Below are 13,900 nucleotides of genomic sequence, written 5' to 3'. Positions count from 1 at the left end.
GGCTGCACACCTACAATCACCACCGCGGACACACCGCGCTGAAAGGGCAACCACCCGCCAGCCGCGTCCCCAACCTCACGGGTCAGTACAGCTAGTCCACCTCGGCCACGGCCTGCGCGAACTGGGCCTGGTACAGCCGGGCGTACGCGCCGTCGGCCGCCAACAGCTCGGCGTGCGCGCCCTGTTCCACGATGGAGCCGTTCTCCATCACCAGGATGGTGTCCGCGTCCCGGATCGTCGACAGCCGGTGCGCGATCACGAACGACGTACGGCCCGTCGCCAGTTTGGCCATCGCCTTCTGGATCAGCACCTCCGTGCGCGTGTCCACGGAACTCGTCGCCTCGTCCAGCACCAGGATCACCGGGTCGGACAGGAACGCCCGCGCGATGGTGATCAGCTGCTTCTCACCGGCGCTGACGCCCGTGCCCTCGTCGTCGATCACGGTGTCGTAGCCGTCGGGCAGCGTCCGGATGAACCGGTCCGCGTGCGCGGCCCGCGCCGCCTCCTCGATCTCGCCGCGGGTGACCTCGCGCGCGGCGCCGTAGGCGATGTTCTCCGCGATGGTGCCGCCGAACAGCCAGGTGTCCTGGAGCACCATGCCGATGCCGGACCGCAGGTCGTCCCGGGTCATCCCGCGGATGTCCACCCCGTCCAGGGTGATCCGGCCGCCCGAGACGTCGTAGAACCGCATCAGGAGGTTGACCAGCGTGGTCTTGCCCGCGCCGGTCGGGCCGACGATCGCCACCGTGTGCCCCGGCTCCACCGTCAGCGACAGGTCCTCGATGAGCGGCTTGTCGGGGTCGTAGCGGAACGACACGTGCTCCAGGCAGACGCGCCCGCGCAGCTCGGCCGGCCGCTCGCCCGGCACCGGGTCCGCCTCCTGCTCCTCCGCGTCCAGGAGTTCGAAGATCCGCTCGGCCGAGGCCACCCCGGACTGCACCAGGTTCGCCATCGACGCGACCTGCGTCAGCGGCATGGAGAACTGCCGCGAGTACTGGATGAACGCCTGCACGTCGCCGATGGACAGCGAACCGGAGGCGACCCGCAGACCGCCGACGACCGCCACCAGCACGTAGTTCAGGTTCGACACGAACATCATCAGCGGCTGCATGACGCCGCTGTTGAACTGCGCCTTGAACCCGGCCTCGTACAGCGCCTCGTTCTGCTCGGCGAACTGCCGCGCCGACTCCTCCTGCCGCCCGAACACCTTCACCAGCGTGTGCCCGGTGTACATCTCCTCGATGTGGGCGTTGAGCTTGCCGGTGGAGCGCCACTGCTGCACGAAGTGCGGCTGGGACCGCTTGCCGACCCGGGTGGCGACCACGAACGACAGCGGGACGGTGACGAGGGCCACCAGCGCCAGGATCCAGGACACCCAGAACATCATCGCCAGCACGCCGATGATGGTCAGCACCGAGTTGATCAGCTGGCCCATCGACTGCTGGAGGGTCTGGCCGATGTTGTCGATGTCGTTGGTCGCCCGGGACAGCACCTCGCCGCGCTGGCGCTTGTCGAAGTAAGCCAGCGGCAGCCGCGACAGCTTGTTCTGCACGTCCTCCCGCATCCGGTACATCGTGCGGTTCACGGCCCGGTTGACCAGCCGGGTCGCGACCGCCATCAGCAGGCCCGCGACCAGGAAGGTGCCGAGGGCGAGCAGCAGCACATGCCCCACGGCGGTGAAGTCGATGCCCTCGCCCGGGGTGAAGTCGGTGCCCTTCAGCATGTCCGCGACCCGGCCCTGGCCGCGCTCGCGCATGGAGTCGAGCACCTGCTCCTTGGTGGCGCCGTGCGGCATCTCCCGGCCGATGAGGCCGGCGAAGACGAGGTCGGTGGCGCGGCCGAGGATCTTCGGGCCGACCACGCTCAGGGCCACGCTGACCACCACGCACAGCAGCAGGGCGTAGATCGTGAGCCGCTCCGGCCGGAACCGGGCGACGAGCCGTTTGCCCGACCCCTTGAAGTCCATCGAGCGCTGGTCGGGGCCGCCCCCGGCCATCATGCGTCCCATGGGACCGGCCATCAGGCGGCCTCCGCTTCCGTCAGCTGGGAGAGCACGATCTCCCGGTAGGTATCGTTGGATGCCATCAGCTCGGCGTGCCGGCCGGAGCCGACCACCCGGCCCTCGTCCAGCACGATGATCCGGTCCGCGTCCCGGATGGTCGACACCCGCTGGGCGACGATCACCACGGTGGCCTCGGCGGTCTCCCGCGCCAGCGCGGCGCGCAGGGCCGCGTCGGTGGCGTAGTCGAGCGCGGAGAAGGAGTCGTCGAAGAGGTAGATCTCCGGGCGCTGCACCAGCGTGCGGGCGATGGCGAGCCGCTGCCGCTGACCGCCGGAGACATTGGTGCCGCCCTGCGCGATCGGCGCCTCCAGGCCGCCCTCCAGCCTGGTCACGAACTCCTTGGCCTGCGCGACCTCCAGCGCGTGCCACAGCTCCTCGTCGGTGGCGTCCGGATTGCCGTAGCGCAGGTTGCCGGCGACGGTGCCGGCGAACAGGTACGGCTTCTGCGGGACGAGCCCGACGGTCTTGGCGAGCAGCACCGGGTCGATCTCGCGCACGTCCACGCCGTCGACCCGCACCTCGCCGTCGGTGGCGTCGAACAGCCGGGGGACGAGCCCGAGCAGCGTCGACTTGCCGCTGCCGGTGGAGCCGATCACGGCGGTGGTCTCGCCGGGCCGGGCCGTCAGGTCGATGGACTTCAGCACCGGCTCCTCGGCGCCCGGGTAGCGGAAGCCCGCGCCCCGGATCTCCAGGTGCCCGTGCGCACGCAGCGCGGTGACGCCGGCCGCCGGCGGCACGACGCTGGAGGAGGTGTCCAGGACCTCCTGGATGCGCTCGGCGCAGACCTCGGCCCGCGGCACCATCATGAACATGAAGGTGGCCATCATCACGGACATGACGATCTGCATCAGATAGGCGAGGAACGCCGTGAGGTCGCCGATGGCCATGCCGCCGCTGTCGATGCGGTGCGCGCCGAACCACACCACCGCGATGGACGACACGTTCACCACCGTCATGACGATCGGGAACATCAGGGCCAGCAGCCGGCCGGTGGCGAGCTGCATCTCGGTCAGCTCGCCGTTGGCCCGGCCGAACCGCTCCTGCTCGTAGGCGTCCCGGACGAAGGCGCGGATCACCCGGTTGCCGGTGATCTGCTCGCGCAGCACCCGGTTGACCGTGTCCAGCCGGTCCTGCATGGACCGGAACAGCGGGCGCAGCCGGCGCACGATCAGGGTCACGGAGACGCCGAGCACCGGCACGACCGCGATCAGCACGGCGGACAGCGGCACGTCCAGGCCGAGCGCCAGCACGATGCCGCCCACGCACATGATGGGCGCCGACACCATCAGGGTGAACGTCATCAGGACCAGCATCTGGACCTGCTGTACGTCGTTCGTCGTACGGGTGATGAGGGAGGGCGCCCCGAAGTGACCCACCTCACGCGCGGAGAAGGACTGCACCCGGTCGAAGACGGCACCGCGCACGTCCCGGCCGAGCGCGGAGGCGGTCCGGGCGCCGTAGTACACGGCGCCGATGTTGCACACGACCTGCGCCAGCGAGATGCCGATCATCAGGGCGCCGAAGGACAGGATGTAGTCCGTGTCGCCCTTCACGACACCGTTGTCGATGATGTCGGCGTTCAGGGTGGGCAGGTAGAGGGTCGCGCAGGTCTGGAGGAACTGGAGCACCACCAGAAGGGCGATGGGTTTCTTGTAGGGCCTGAGATAGGTCCGTAGAAGTCGTATGAGCACGCTACGTCTCTCGGGGTCGGCGACAGGGGCTGGTCGGTTGCCCTTGGCCCCTATCGTCGGACACTCCACCCGCGTTACCTCAACCGATTAACCCGAAGGCTTCTCCTCTACTGGACCGGGGTTTCGGGGAGTTACGTCCTACTGTGCCCTCTATGGGCGAAATGCCCCCGGGTGGGTCTGCTCCCGCACCGCCGTGAACTGCTGCCGTACCGCCTGCCCCACGGCCAGTTCCTCGCCCGGCTCCAGCACCTGCGCCGCCGCGCCCTGCCAGGCCGGCGGGGTGCGCGGATCGAGGGTGCCCTGCGACACCCCGAGCGCCCAGGCCGCCTGCCGGGCCGCGCCGATCGCCGCGTAGTCCGCCGGCTGCGGCACGACGACCTGCGCGCCGAACAGCGACGGCGCCGAGGCCTGGACGGCGGGCAGCTCGGCGGCGGCGCCCAGCAGGAAGATCCGGCGCACCTCCACGCCCCGCCCGCGCAGCACGTCCAGCGCGTCGGCCAGCCCGCAGAGCATGCCCTCGAAGGCGGCCCGCGCCAGGTGCTCGGGCTTCATCGACTCGCGCCGCAGCCCCGCGAGGGTGCCCGCGGTGTGCGGCAGGTTCGGCGTCCGCTCGCCCTCCAGGTACGGCAGCAGCACCAGCCCGTGCGCCCCCGGCGTGGACTTCACCGCCAGGTCGGACAGGCTCTCCAGGTCCGGCAGGCCGAGCAGTTCGGCGGTGCCGCGCAGGGCGCGCACGGCGTTCAGGGTGGTGACGACCGGCAGGTGCATGCCGGTGGCGTCGGCGAGCGAGGTGATCATCCCGGTCTGGTCGGCGAGCGCCTCCGGGTGCACCGCCATCACCGAACCCGAGGCCCCGAGCGACACCACCACGTCGCCGAGGCCGAGGCCGAGCCCGAACGCGGCGGCCATGGTCTCCCCGGTCCCGGCGGAGATCAGCAGTCCCTCCGGGGTGGTGCCGGCCGCCTCGGCGGGGCCGATCACCTCCGGCAGCACCGCCTGGTGGCCGAGCGCCAGCTCGACCAGCTCGGGACGGTAGGCGCCGGCCGCCGCCGACCAGTAGCCGGTGCCGGAGGCCCCGCCGCGGTCGGTGGTGCGCCGCAGGGGCCGCCCGAGCAGCTGCCACACCAGCCAGTCGTGGGCCTGGAGCAGCACGGCGGTGCGCCGCGCGTTCTCCGGCTCGGTCTTCGCCAGCCAGCGCAGCTTGGTGACCGGCTGGGCGGCTCCCGGCACGCAGCCGACCGCCTGCGCCCAGGCCTCCCGGCCGCCGAGCGCGTCCACCAGGTCGGCCGCGGCGACCTGCGCACGCTTGTCGCCGCCGGCCAGGGCCGGGCGGACGGTGTTGCCCTGGGCGTCCAGCGGGACCACGGCGTTCTGCTGCGCCGAGACCCCGATGGCCTGCACCCCCTCCAGCAGCCCGCCGCCGGCCGCCTCGCCGAGGGAGAGCAGCCAGGCCTGCGGATCGACGTCGCTGGGCCGGCCCTCCACCGGATGCGGGGCGTACCCCTGTCGTAGTACGGCACCGGTGTCCGTGTCGCAGACCACGATGCGCGTGAACTCCGGTGAGCTGTCCAAGCCGGCGACTATCCCCATGCGGAGAATTTTGCCGTACCGCCGCACCCGGCTCGGGCCGGGGCGTCCGAGGGGCGGGGCTCAGGTGTTGCTGGTCCCCCAGTCGTCCTCGCGGGTGCCGTGGCCGTTGCGCTCCCGCAGCGAGCGGACCCGGTGGGTCACCGACTCCGGGATGCGGTCGCCGACCGTGTGGAACGCCTTGCCGGCGTAGACGCGGCCCTGCTGGGCCGCGGTCTCGGCCGTGTTGCGGACCGCGGGGTTCTGCGCGATCTGCCGGGCCGACTTCTTCAGCTGTTCGTAGCGCTCGCGTCCGGCCTTGGTGCCGAGTACGTAACCGAGGGCCAGTCCGGCGAGGAACGTGAGCCGGTAGCGCATGGCTGCCACCCTTCCCGTGTGTAGGCATCTGGTGCGGCGCTGGCGCCGAGGGAACCGATTGGCGGAGCACCCCCCTGCTTGCGCTAATGTATGTGTCGCAGCGAGCAACCGCCCCCTGGCGAATACCCAGGTAGGTACGTTCGATGCAACGAGGCGATCCTCCGTAGCTCAATTGGCAGAGCAGCCGGCTGTTAACCGGCAGGTTACTGGTTCGAGTCCAGTCGGGGGAGCTTCGGTCCTCCGTAGCTCAATTGGCAGAGCAGCCGGCTGTTAACCGGCAGGTTACTGGTTCGAGTCCAGTCGGGGGAGCGCTGAACGAGGACCCCTCAGGGGTCCTTTTTCATGTCCGGGGGAACCGCCGCGCCCGTGGCGCTGTCCTCAAGGTCATGAGCGGCAGCGCGGCAGCCGACCAGCCGAGGCAGGAGATCGTATGAGCGGCTATGCTGCGGCAGACGGCGCGCACACTTGTACGCGACACGCCGCTATGGGGCGGTAGCTCAGCCGGTTAGAGCAGCGGACTCATAATCCGTCGGCCGTGGGTTCGAGTCCCACCCGCCCCACCCGGGTTGTCCCCAGGAGAACCGTTTCCACCTGCGGGAGCGCGACAACGGGGGTCACCGCTTCAAGCTGGTGGCCCCCACTTCGTACCTCCGCGGCCTCGGTGTGTCCGCGCTGGAGCGCCCGCCCTCCGGGGCCGAGTCAGTAGCGGTACCGAGCCTGGACGATGATCAACTCGCCGCCGGCCGGCTTGTACACGAGTCGGTGGGTGTCGTCGATCCGCCGGGACCAGTAGCCCGGCAGGTCACCCTTCAGGGGCTCCGGCTTGCCGATGCCCTTGAAGGGATCGCGCAGGGTGTCGTCGATCAGCCTGTTGACGCGCTTGACCATCTTGCGGTCGTTCTCGGCCCAGTAGATGTAGTCCTCCCAGGCGTGGGAGGTGAAAGAGATCGTCACGCGCGCTCCGCGTCGGGGTCGACCAGCGCGTGACGCCGGGCCTCGCCGGCCTCCGCCTCGGCGACGGAGTCGAGCAGGCGGCGGGCATTCTTGGGGGAGCGCAGGAGGTGCACCGTCTCGGTCCAGGAGTTGAAGTCCTCCTCGGACATGAGGACGGCATTCCCCTTGCGGGAAGTGATGTGGACCGGGGCGTGGTCCTCGTTGACCTGCTCGATCAGTGGGAACAGGTTCTGACGCGCCTCGCTGGCGGTGATGGGCATGCTCGCCGCCTCCTCTCGACTTGTACAATATATGGTACGAATCATGATCGCGTCCGCGGATGTCGGCGCGTCCGCCGGGGTGGTGTGCCGAAGGCCGCCCGGCCGTCCGGTGCGGCACCGGAAGATCCGGGACTCGGCGAGGTGGTCCGAGGGCTCCGGTCGGGGCTCGGTCCTTCGGACGGGGGCCCGGACGGCGGCGGAGCCGAGGGTGCCGCCAAGACGTGGACATCGGACGCTCCCCGGGGACGCCCTGTCCCCATGATCCGACGCCGGCCTGCGAGGCTCCCGCCCTCTGCCGGCCGACCGCCGGGGCGAACCCGCGGACCTGACGCTGCGGCGGCTCGCCCGGTCCGCGCCAGCCTGCCAGGACGGGCTCTGAGGGTGAGTCACATCACATGGCGTAACACATGCCCGTCAGGCATCGCTTACAAGAACGGGCCCGCAAGGGTGTCCGCCCGGGCGATGTCGCCGATGAGCTTGGCGTCAGCGTGCAAGAGATGGGCAAGATGCTCTTCGGTTCGGCCATGCCGACAGGGCAGGCCGGCGACGGACGGGCGATCGGCGGGGTCCAGAAGACCCAGAGGACCCAGAGGACCCAGAGGACACTGAGCCTGGTGCGGACCGACGCGGCAGTCCGCCCCGCGGTGCAACCCTTTTCACCCGTGCGGTGTTCTGTTCGGTGATGGATGAGAAGGCCGAGCGGCAGCTGACCGAGCTCCTGGCCGTGGACCTCGACGACGGCTTCACCGAGCTGGTCCGGGTTCACGGCAGAGCCGTGTACACGTTCCTGTTCCGGGTCTCCGGCTCGGCCACCGAGGCGGACGACCTGGGACAGGACGTCTTCCTGCGCGCCTACACCGCGTTACAGGGCTACGACCCCGAGCGCAGGCGGCAGCTCAAGACGCGCGCCTGGCTGCTCACCGTCGCCGCCAACGTCTGGCGCAACCACCTGCGCACCTGCTCGCGCCGGCCGGCCCTGACGGGCGTGCCCATGGAGGACGCCGGCGACGCCTGGACGGACCGCGGTCCGGGGCCGGAGGAACTGGCCGCGCTCGCCGAGGACCGGCGGCGCCTGGTCATGGCGTTGCTGGAACTGCCGGAGCACCACCGCACGCCGGTGGTGCTCCGCCATGTGCTGGGACTGAGCTACACGGAAGTCGCCGAGGTACAGCGGTGCGCGGTCGGGACGGCCAAGGCACAGGTGTCCCGCGGACTGAAGGGCCTGCGCCGGCTGCTGGAGCCGGAGACGGCCCTGCTGGAGGAGGTGATGACATGAGGAGTGACCGAGAGACACCCCGTCTCGACGCGGCCCGGTCCGGCCTGGCCGGTCTCGTCACGGAACCACCGGCGGACTTCGCCGTGCGCGTGCTGCGCCGCGCCGGCGTCCCGCGTGAGCGCTACGACACCTATGTCCGCCTCGACACCGCCGCCGGCGGTCTCTTCGTGGCGGCGAGCGCGGAGGCGGTGACCGGGGCCGCGCTGGACACCGGCGGGCTGACCGCGCCGGGATTCGAGGAGCTGCACCGCTCCCGGACCCGCCGTTCGGCGCTGCGGTCGGCCAAGCCGTTCCCGGGGGTCACCACCGCGCTGCGCACGGGCCGCGCCCGGCGCCTGCCCATCGACCTGTCCCCGCTCGACCCGGTGGACCGGGCCGTGCTGGAGGCCGTGCGCACCATCCCCGCCGGGCAGCTGCGCCCGCTCGGCTGGATCGCCCGGGAGGCCGCGGTGGCGCCGGGGGACGTGCTCGGCGCGCTGGCCCACAACCCGGCCGCGGTGCTGATCCCCTGCCACCGGGTGACGTATGACAACGGCGTCCCCTGCGACGCCGGGCACCTGCCCGCGACGGGCGAGGCGCTGCGCGCCGCCGAGGGCGTCGACCCGGGGCGGGCGGCCGAGCTGCGCCGGCGCGGAGTGGTGTTCCTCGGCAGCGACACGACCCGTATCTACTGCCACCCCACCTGCGCCCACGCCCGCCGCATCACCCCGCCCCACCAGGTGCCGTTCCGTACCGCCCGGGAAGCCGGGCGGGCCGGGTACCGGGCCTGCAAGAGCTGCCGGCCCCTCACGGTATGACGGCCCCCCGGACCGGCGGTCACGACCGGAGCGACGGCTACGGCCGGACCGGCGGTCACCACCCGACCGGCGGCCCCCACCCGACCCAGGTCACGACAGGACCGAGGGTCACGACCGGACCGATGGTCACGACGAACACGGAGTTGTCTTGCGAACCACTCTCATCCCCGGCGACACCGCGGCGGCGGTCACGGTGCACCCCACACCGCTGGGGCCGCTCGTGCTCGCCGCCACGGCCGACGCGCTCGTGCTGTGCTGCTACGGCGCGGTGGAGGACGCCGTCGCCCGCCTCACCCGGGGCGGTCTGCGCGCCGTGCCCGAGGAGCGCGCGGACGCGGCCCCGCTGAAGGTGCTGGCCCAGGCCCGGGAGCAGCTCGACGCCTATCTCACCGGCGCCCGCCGGGACTTCACCCTCCCGGTGGACCTGCGGCTCGCCACCCCGTTCAGCCGGCAGACCGTCATGGCGCTGGAGGAGTTCGTGCCCTACGGGCGCACCGCGACGTACGCGCAGCTGGCCGTCGCGCTCGACCGGCCCCGGGCGGCCCGCGCGGTCGGCACGGCCCTCGGCGCCAACCCGGTCTGCGTCGTGCTGCCCTGTCACCGGATCGTAGGTTCCGGCGGCAGCCTGAACGGGTACGCGGGCGGTCTGGACGCCAAGCGGTTCCTGCTCGGACTGGAAGCGGGACCGGCGGCCCCCTGACCGGTGGGCGCCGGCCCGTCCCCCGTCCCCGGCGCCCACCCCTCCTCTTCGCCACGTCCATCCGCCACGGAGAGCCACTCGCGTGAACAGCTACGACAGCCCGCCCCTGCCCGGCCTCGCGGAGCCGCCGGCCGCCGCCGCGCCCGCCCCGGGCGACGACGGCCCCGGCGTCCTGCCGCCCCTGAACTGGCCCGCCCTGGCCGCCGAGCTGGACGCGGAGGGCGTCGCGCTCACCCCGCCCCTGCTGTCCGCCGAACAGTGCGCCCGGGTACGGGAGATGTACGACGAGCCGGTGCTCTTCCGCAGCACGGTGACGATGGCCAGGCACCGGTTCGGCGAGGGCGCCTACCGCTACTTCGCCCACCCGCTGCCCGACCCGGTCCAGGCCCTGCGCCGGGAGCTGTACCCGCACCTCGCGCGCATCGCCAACACCTGGGCCGGCCGGCTCGGCGAGCCCGGATTCCCCGAGCGCCACGAGGACTTGGTCGCCGCCTGCGCCGACGCGGGCCAGCACCGGCCGACCCCGCTGCTGCTCCGCTACGAACAGGGCGGCTACAACTGCCTGCACCAGGACGTGTACGGCGACCTCACCTTCCCGCTCCAGGTCGCGGTGCTGCTGGACCGGCCGGACGAGGACTTCACCGGCGGCGAGAGCGTGTTCGTGGAACAGCGGCCGCGCGCCCAGTCCCGGCCCCTGGTGCGGCGCCCAGCGCAGGGACAGGGACTGATCTTCGCCGTCCACCACCGCCCCGTACGCTCCGCGCGCGGCTGGAGCCGGGTGATGCTGCGCCACGGGGTGAGCGCCGTGCACAGCGGGCGGCGCCACGTGCTCGGGATCATCTTCCACGACGCCCGCTGAGCCGGGCGGCGTCCGGGTTCGCCCCGTGCCGCGGCGAACTCGTGTACGACCGCCGTAGGGGCCCGGTTCTGCCGCCTCGCTCCAGTGACGCCGCAGCCTCGCCGACGGGGCTGGTCAGAGCCGCCCGCCCGCGCTCCGGAAACTGCCGCACCGGCTGAAGCGCCGCTGGAGATCGGCAACAAGGCCGTTACATACGGTGGCTGTGCGACGGCAGGGGGGATTCGTGACCTGCCTCGTACCACTGTCAACCCGGCGACACAGCGTTAAGGAGCAGTGGCACACATGCGGCACGTACAAGAGGCACGGGCCACGCCCGCGGAGCACGAGACCCGACCGGTCCCGGAAACCATGCCGGCGAACGGTTCGCCGTACCGTCTGGGAGCGGCGCTGCTGCAGTCGCTCGCGCAGGAGATGAACGCGCTCGCCGAACAGGCGTCGGCGCTGCTCAGCATGCCCCCGGAGGAGCTGTCCCTGGACGCGGACGCCTTCGCCCAGATCGCTCGCAGAAACGTTCCACGCTGGCATTTCGCCATGCTCAACGACACCGGGCGCAACACCGCCCTGATGACCGCCCTGGAGCGGGGCATCCCGGCGGGGGCGACCGTGCTGGACATCGGCTCCGGGAGCGGGCTGCTCGCCATGGCCGCCGCCCGGGCCGGCGCGAGCCGGGTGTTCACCTGCGAGATGAACCCGCTGCTGGCGGAGATCGCCCGGAACGTCGTCAACGCGCACGGCCTGTCCGACGTCATCACCGTCCTCGGCAAGCCGTCCACCGACCTGGACCCGGAGCGCGACCTCGGCGGACCGGTGGACGTCCTGGTGTCGGAGATCGTCGACTGCGGCCTGATCGGCGAGGGCCTGCTGCCCTCCGTGCGCCACGCCCGCGAGCACCTGCTGAAGCCGGACGGGATCATGCTGCCCTCGGCGGCCCGGCTGCACGGCAGGCTGGTCAGCAGCGAGGCCGTGCTGAAGCTGAACCAGGTCACCACGGCCGGCGGCTTCGACGTCTCGCTCATGAACACGCTCGCGACCCGCGGCCACTTCCCGGTCCGGCTCGACACCTGGCCGCACCGGTTCCTGTCCGAGGCGTCGCCGCTGGTCGAGTTCGACCTGGCGCGGTCCCCGCTGGAGCCCGGCGAACGCCCCCTCGCCCTGACGGCCACCGCCGACGGCGAGGCCCAGGCCCTCGCGGTCTGGTTCGAGCTGGACATGGGAAGCGGCATCACCCTGTCCAACCCGCCGGACAACCCCGCCTCGCACTGGATGCAGGGCTGGGTCCCGCTGGAGAAGCCCGTGCCGACCAAGGCGGGCGAGCCGGTCGCCCTCCGGCTCGCCTGGAGCGACTTCACCCTGCGCGCGAGCATCTGACACCGCCTCACCCCGGCACCGGCCACGAGCCGGCGGCCGCACCTGTCTGGACCAGGACTAGGGAGCAAGCGATGAGTCACGTACCCCCGCACGTCCCGTTCGAACTCAGCGGCGCGGAACTGCGCGACGCGATCGTGCAGTACGCCACCGCCCCGATCTACCACGACAACCTGGACTGGGTGAACCACGACAATCCCTACCGCCGGCAGCTCAGGCCGCAGGTGCTGCCCCACCTGGACTACGACAAGGTCCCGGGCCGGGAGAACATCCTGAACTACGCGAGCCTGGCCGTGCAGCGCCTGCTGACCTCCGTCTACGAGGCCGACCTCGTGTTCTTCCCCAAGTCCGGGCTGAAGGGCAAGGAGGAGGACTTCCGGGCGTTCTACAGCCCCGCCAACCGGGCGCTCGGCGAGCGGATCCGGCCGGCGCTGGAGCGCTTCGCCTTCGGCTTCCTCGACGACGAGGTGGAGACCTCCGGCAACTGGACCGCGCAGAGCCTGGACGCCTACCTGGACTCCCTCGGCACCGCGGGCGGCGAGGAGCAGTCGCCGGTGGAGAAGGCCATCCTGGGCTCGGCCGACCGCGAGCGGGCGGCCCGGATGTGGCTGGTGCAGTTCGCGCCGGACTTCCTCTCCGAGGCCTCGCCGATGATGCGCAACGTCCTCGGCTACTACGGCCCGGCCCAGTCCGAGTGGTTCAAGGTCGTCATCGACGAGTACGGCTACGGCGTCCACGACACCAAGCACAGCACCCTGTTCGAGCGGACCCTGGAGTCGGTCGGCCTGGAGTCCGACCTGCACCGGTACTGGCAGTACTACCTGAACAGCAGCCTGCTGCTGAACAACTACTTCCACTACCTGGGCAAGAACCACGAGCTGTTCTTCCGTTACGTCGGCGCGCTGTACTACACGGAGAGCTCCCTGGTCGACTTCTGCCGCCGCGCCGACAAGCTGCTGCGCGAGGTCTTCGGCGACACGGTGGACACCACCTACTTCACCGAGCACGTCCACATCGACCAGCACCACGGCCGGATGGCCCGCGAGAAGATCATCAAGCCGCTGCTGGAGGCGCACGGCGAGGGCATCATCCCGGAGATCGTGCGGGGCATCGAGGAGTACCGGGTGCTGCTGGAGGTCGGCGACTTCGACTTCTCCGAGCAGATCGCGTGGATGGACGCCCAGCCCGAGCTGATGAAGCTGCACGACCCGGTCTTCGAGGGGCTCAAGCAGGGCAGGGTCGACGCGCCCGTGGCCCACCTCGTCGAACCGCGCGGCGAGCTGTCCAACACCCACTGCCACGACGGCGACGAGCTGTGCCACATCGTCTCCGGCACCATGCGCTTCGAGAGCGGCCTGGGCTCCTCGCTGACCCTCCAGGCCGGCGAGGGCGTCGTCATCAAGCGCAACCGGCTGCACGGCGCGAACATCGAATCGGACGAGTGCGTCTACGAGATCCACTCGGTGGGGGACTACCGCAAGTGCCTGTCGTGACCTTCACCGCCGAGGGGCGGGACAACTGCGTGGTCATCGAGGGGACGCCGTACGTCTACGCGACGGTCGGCGGCCGGGGCTTCGTGATGCGGGCCCGGTGCCCGCACCGCGGCGGACCCCTGCACCTGGCCCAGGTGGCCGGGGACGGCATCCGGCTGGTGTGCCCCTGGCACGAGCGGGGGACCTCGCTGGCCCGGATGCGGGCGGAGATCCCGGCCGTGCGGGTGGGCGACCGGGTCACCGCCGTCTTCCCCGAGCACCCGCCGGCCCGCGGCTGGCCGGCCCCGCCCCGGGACTGCGCCGTCGGCCTGGAGCACCGGCCGCTGTCGCCCGCGCTGAGCCGCCCGCGCGCGGCGGCCGGCTGACCCGCCGGCCACTGCAACGCCCCGGCGCCGGCCGGTGTTCTACAGACGGCCGGTCCGGGGGGGGGGGGGGGGGGGGGGGGGGGGGGGGGGGGGGGGGGGGGGGGGGGGGGGGGGAAAGGAGGAGGGGGGGAGGG

The 13,900-nt window shown here is 71.7% G+C and carries 13 protein-coding genes and 3 tRNA genes; 10 read left to right on the top strand and 6 right to left on the bottom strand.

Going from position 1 to position 13,900, the window contains the following annotated elements; translation table 11 throughout:
- Positions 1-91: 91 nt before the first annotated feature.
- The 4 genes from ACZ4W9_RS25620 to ACZ4W9_RS25605 all read right to left on the bottom strand — a co-directional run bounded on the left by ACZ4W9_RS25620 (position 92) and on the right by ACZ4W9_RS25605 (position 5,697).
- The gene (locus tag ACZ4W9_RS25620) at positions 92-2,020 is read right to left on the bottom strand and encodes an ABC transporter ATP-binding protein (protein WP_467939672.1); all 1,929 of its coding nucleotides are present in this window, start codon (positions 2,018-2,020) and stop codon (positions 92-94) included.
- On the bottom strand, positions 2,020-3,753 hold the full coding sequence (locus ACZ4W9_RS25615; RefSeq protein ID WP_467939670.1) for an ABC transporter ATP-binding protein: 1,734 nt from the start codon (positions 3,751-3,753) through the stop codon (positions 2,020-2,022). The genes ACZ4W9_RS25620 and ACZ4W9_RS25615 overlap by 1 nt, the downstream gene beginning before the upstream one ends.
- 150 nt (positions 3,754-3,903) lie before the next feature.
- Positions 3,904-5,343 (bottom strand): FGGY family carbohydrate kinase, encoded by a 1,440-nt coding sequence (locus tag ACZ4W9_RS25610; protein WP_467939668.1) that lies wholly within the window; start codon positions 5,341-5,343, stop codon positions 3,904-3,906.
- 60 nt (positions 5,344-5,403) lie between these two features.
- Positions 5,404-5,697: a YtxH domain-containing protein gene (locus ACZ4W9_RS25605; protein WP_467939666.1), complete on the bottom strand. Its 294-nt coding sequence runs from the start codon at positions 5,695-5,697 to the stop codon at positions 5,404-5,406.
- A 157-nt stretch (positions 5,698-5,854) separates the two neighbouring features.
- Between ACZ4W9_RS25605 and ACZ4W9_RS25600 the strand changes: the two genes are divergently transcribed.
- The 3 genes from ACZ4W9_RS25600 to ACZ4W9_RS25590 all read left to right on the top strand — a co-directional run bounded on the left by ACZ4W9_RS25600 (position 5,855) and on the right by ACZ4W9_RS25590 (position 6,257).
- Positions 5,855-5,927 (top strand) — tRNA-Asn (locus ACZ4W9_RS25600).
- 6 nt (positions 5,928-5,933) lie between these two features.
- A tRNA-Asn gene (locus ACZ4W9_RS25595) sits at positions 5,934-6,006 on the top strand.
- 177 nt (positions 6,007-6,183) lie between these two features.
- Positions 6,184-6,257 (top strand) — tRNA-Ile (locus ACZ4W9_RS25590).
- Positions 6,258-6,396: 139 nt separating this feature from the next.
- On the opposite strand, the gene ACZ4W9_RS25585 is transcribed toward ACZ4W9_RS25590, so the two are convergent.
- Positions 6,397-6,651 (bottom strand): Txe/YoeB family addiction module toxin, encoded by a 255-nt coding sequence (locus tag ACZ4W9_RS25585; RefSeq protein ID WP_467939664.1) that lies wholly within the window; start codon positions 6,649-6,651, stop codon positions 6,397-6,399.
- Positions 6,648-6,911: a type II toxin-antitoxin system Phd/YefM family antitoxin gene (locus ACZ4W9_RS25580; protein WP_467939662.1), complete on the bottom strand. Its 264-nt coding sequence runs from the start codon at positions 6,909-6,911 to the stop codon at positions 6,648-6,650. The genes ACZ4W9_RS25585 and ACZ4W9_RS25580 overlap by 4 nt, the downstream gene beginning before the upstream one ends.
- Before the next feature lie 682 nt (positions 6,912-7,593).
- On the opposite strand from ACZ4W9_RS25580, the gene ACZ4W9_RS25575 reads away from it, so the two are divergent.
- From ACZ4W9_RS25575 to ACZ4W9_RS25545, 7 genes are all read left to right on the top strand, one after another.
- Positions 7,594-8,187 (top strand): RNA polymerase sigma factor, encoded by a 594-nt coding sequence (locus tag ACZ4W9_RS25575; RefSeq protein WP_467939660.1) that lies wholly within the window; start codon positions 7,594-7,596, stop codon positions 8,185-8,187.
- Entirely contained in the window at positions 8,184-8,984 is an 801-nt protein-coding gene (locus ACZ4W9_RS25570) for an MGMT family protein (protein ID WP_467939658.1), read from the top strand. The genes ACZ4W9_RS25575 and ACZ4W9_RS25570 overlap by 4 nt, the downstream gene beginning before the upstream one ends.
- Before the next feature lie 148 nt (positions 8,985-9,132).
- A complete protein-coding gene (locus ACZ4W9_RS25565; RefSeq protein ID WP_467939656.1) occupies positions 9,133-9,684 on the top strand; it encodes a methylated-DNA--[protein]-cysteine S-methyltransferase in 552 nt (183 codons plus the stop codon).
- An 82-nt stretch (positions 9,685-9,766) separates the two neighbouring features.
- Positions 9,767-10,543 (top strand): 2OG-Fe(II) oxygenase, encoded by a 777-nt coding sequence (locus tag ACZ4W9_RS25560; protein ID WP_467939654.1) that lies wholly within the window; start codon positions 9,767-9,769, stop codon positions 10,541-10,543.
- A gap of 282 nt (positions 10,544-10,825) precedes the next feature.
- Complete coding sequence (locus ACZ4W9_RS25555; RefSeq protein WP_467939652.1) at positions 10,826-11,911, top strand: 50S ribosomal protein L11 methyltransferase; 1,086 nt, start codon at positions 10,826-10,828, stop codon at positions 11,909-11,911.
- 71 nt (positions 11,912-11,982) lie between these two features.
- Complete coding sequence (locus ACZ4W9_RS25550) at positions 11,983-13,401, top strand: iron-containing redox enzyme family protein (protein ID WP_467939650.1); 1,419 nt, start codon at positions 11,983-11,985, stop codon at positions 13,399-13,401.
- The gene (locus tag ACZ4W9_RS25545; RefSeq protein WP_467939648.1) at positions 13,389-13,766 is read left to right on the top strand and encodes a Rieske 2Fe-2S domain-containing protein; all 378 of its coding nucleotides are present in this window, start codon (positions 13,389-13,391) and stop codon (positions 13,764-13,766) included. The genes ACZ4W9_RS25550 and ACZ4W9_RS25545 overlap by 13 nt, the downstream gene beginning before the upstream one ends.
- Positions 13,767-13,900: the final 134 nt, after the last annotated feature.

This window comes from Streptomyces sp. NPDC029296 (assembly GCF_055569255.1).
Note: the sequence above shows the minus strand (reverse complement) of the source record. Positions and strands in the feature narration are given on the sequence as shown.

Excerpts from the sequence above, each read along its gene's own strand:
- ACZ4W9_RS25620 (WP_467939672.1), bottom strand. The coding sequence starts at position 2,020 with ATGGCCGGTCCCATGGGACGCATGATGGCCGGGGGCGGCCCCGACCAG.
- ACZ4W9_RS25610 (WP_467939668.1), bottom strand. The coding sequence starts at position 5,343 with ATGGGGATAGTCGCCGGCTTGGACAGCTCACCGGAGTTCACGCGCATC.
- ACZ4W9_RS25605 (WP_467939666.1), bottom strand. The coding sequence starts at position 5,697 with ATGCGCTACCGGCTCACGTTCCTCGCCGGACTGGCCCTCGGTTACGTA.
- ACZ4W9_RS25580 (WP_467939662.1), bottom strand. The coding sequence starts at position 6,911 with ATGCCCATCACCGCCAGCGAGGCGCGTCAGAACCTGTTCCCACTGATC.
- ACZ4W9_RS25575 (WP_467939660.1), top strand. The coding sequence starts at position 7,594 with ATGGATGAGAAGGCCGAGCGGCAGCTGACCGAGCTCCTGGCCGTGGAC.
- ACZ4W9_RS25570 (WP_467939658.1), top strand. The coding sequence starts at position 8,184 with ATGAGGAGTGACCGAGAGACACCCCGTCTCGACGCGGCCCGGTCCGGC.
- ACZ4W9_RS25555 (WP_467939652.1), top strand. The coding sequence starts at position 10,826 with ATGCGGCACGTACAAGAGGCACGGGCCACGCCCGCGGAGCACGAGACC.
- ACZ4W9_RS25550 (WP_467939650.1), top strand. The coding sequence starts at position 11,983 with ATGAGTCACGTACCCCCGCACGTCCCGTTCGAACTCAGCGGCGCGGAA.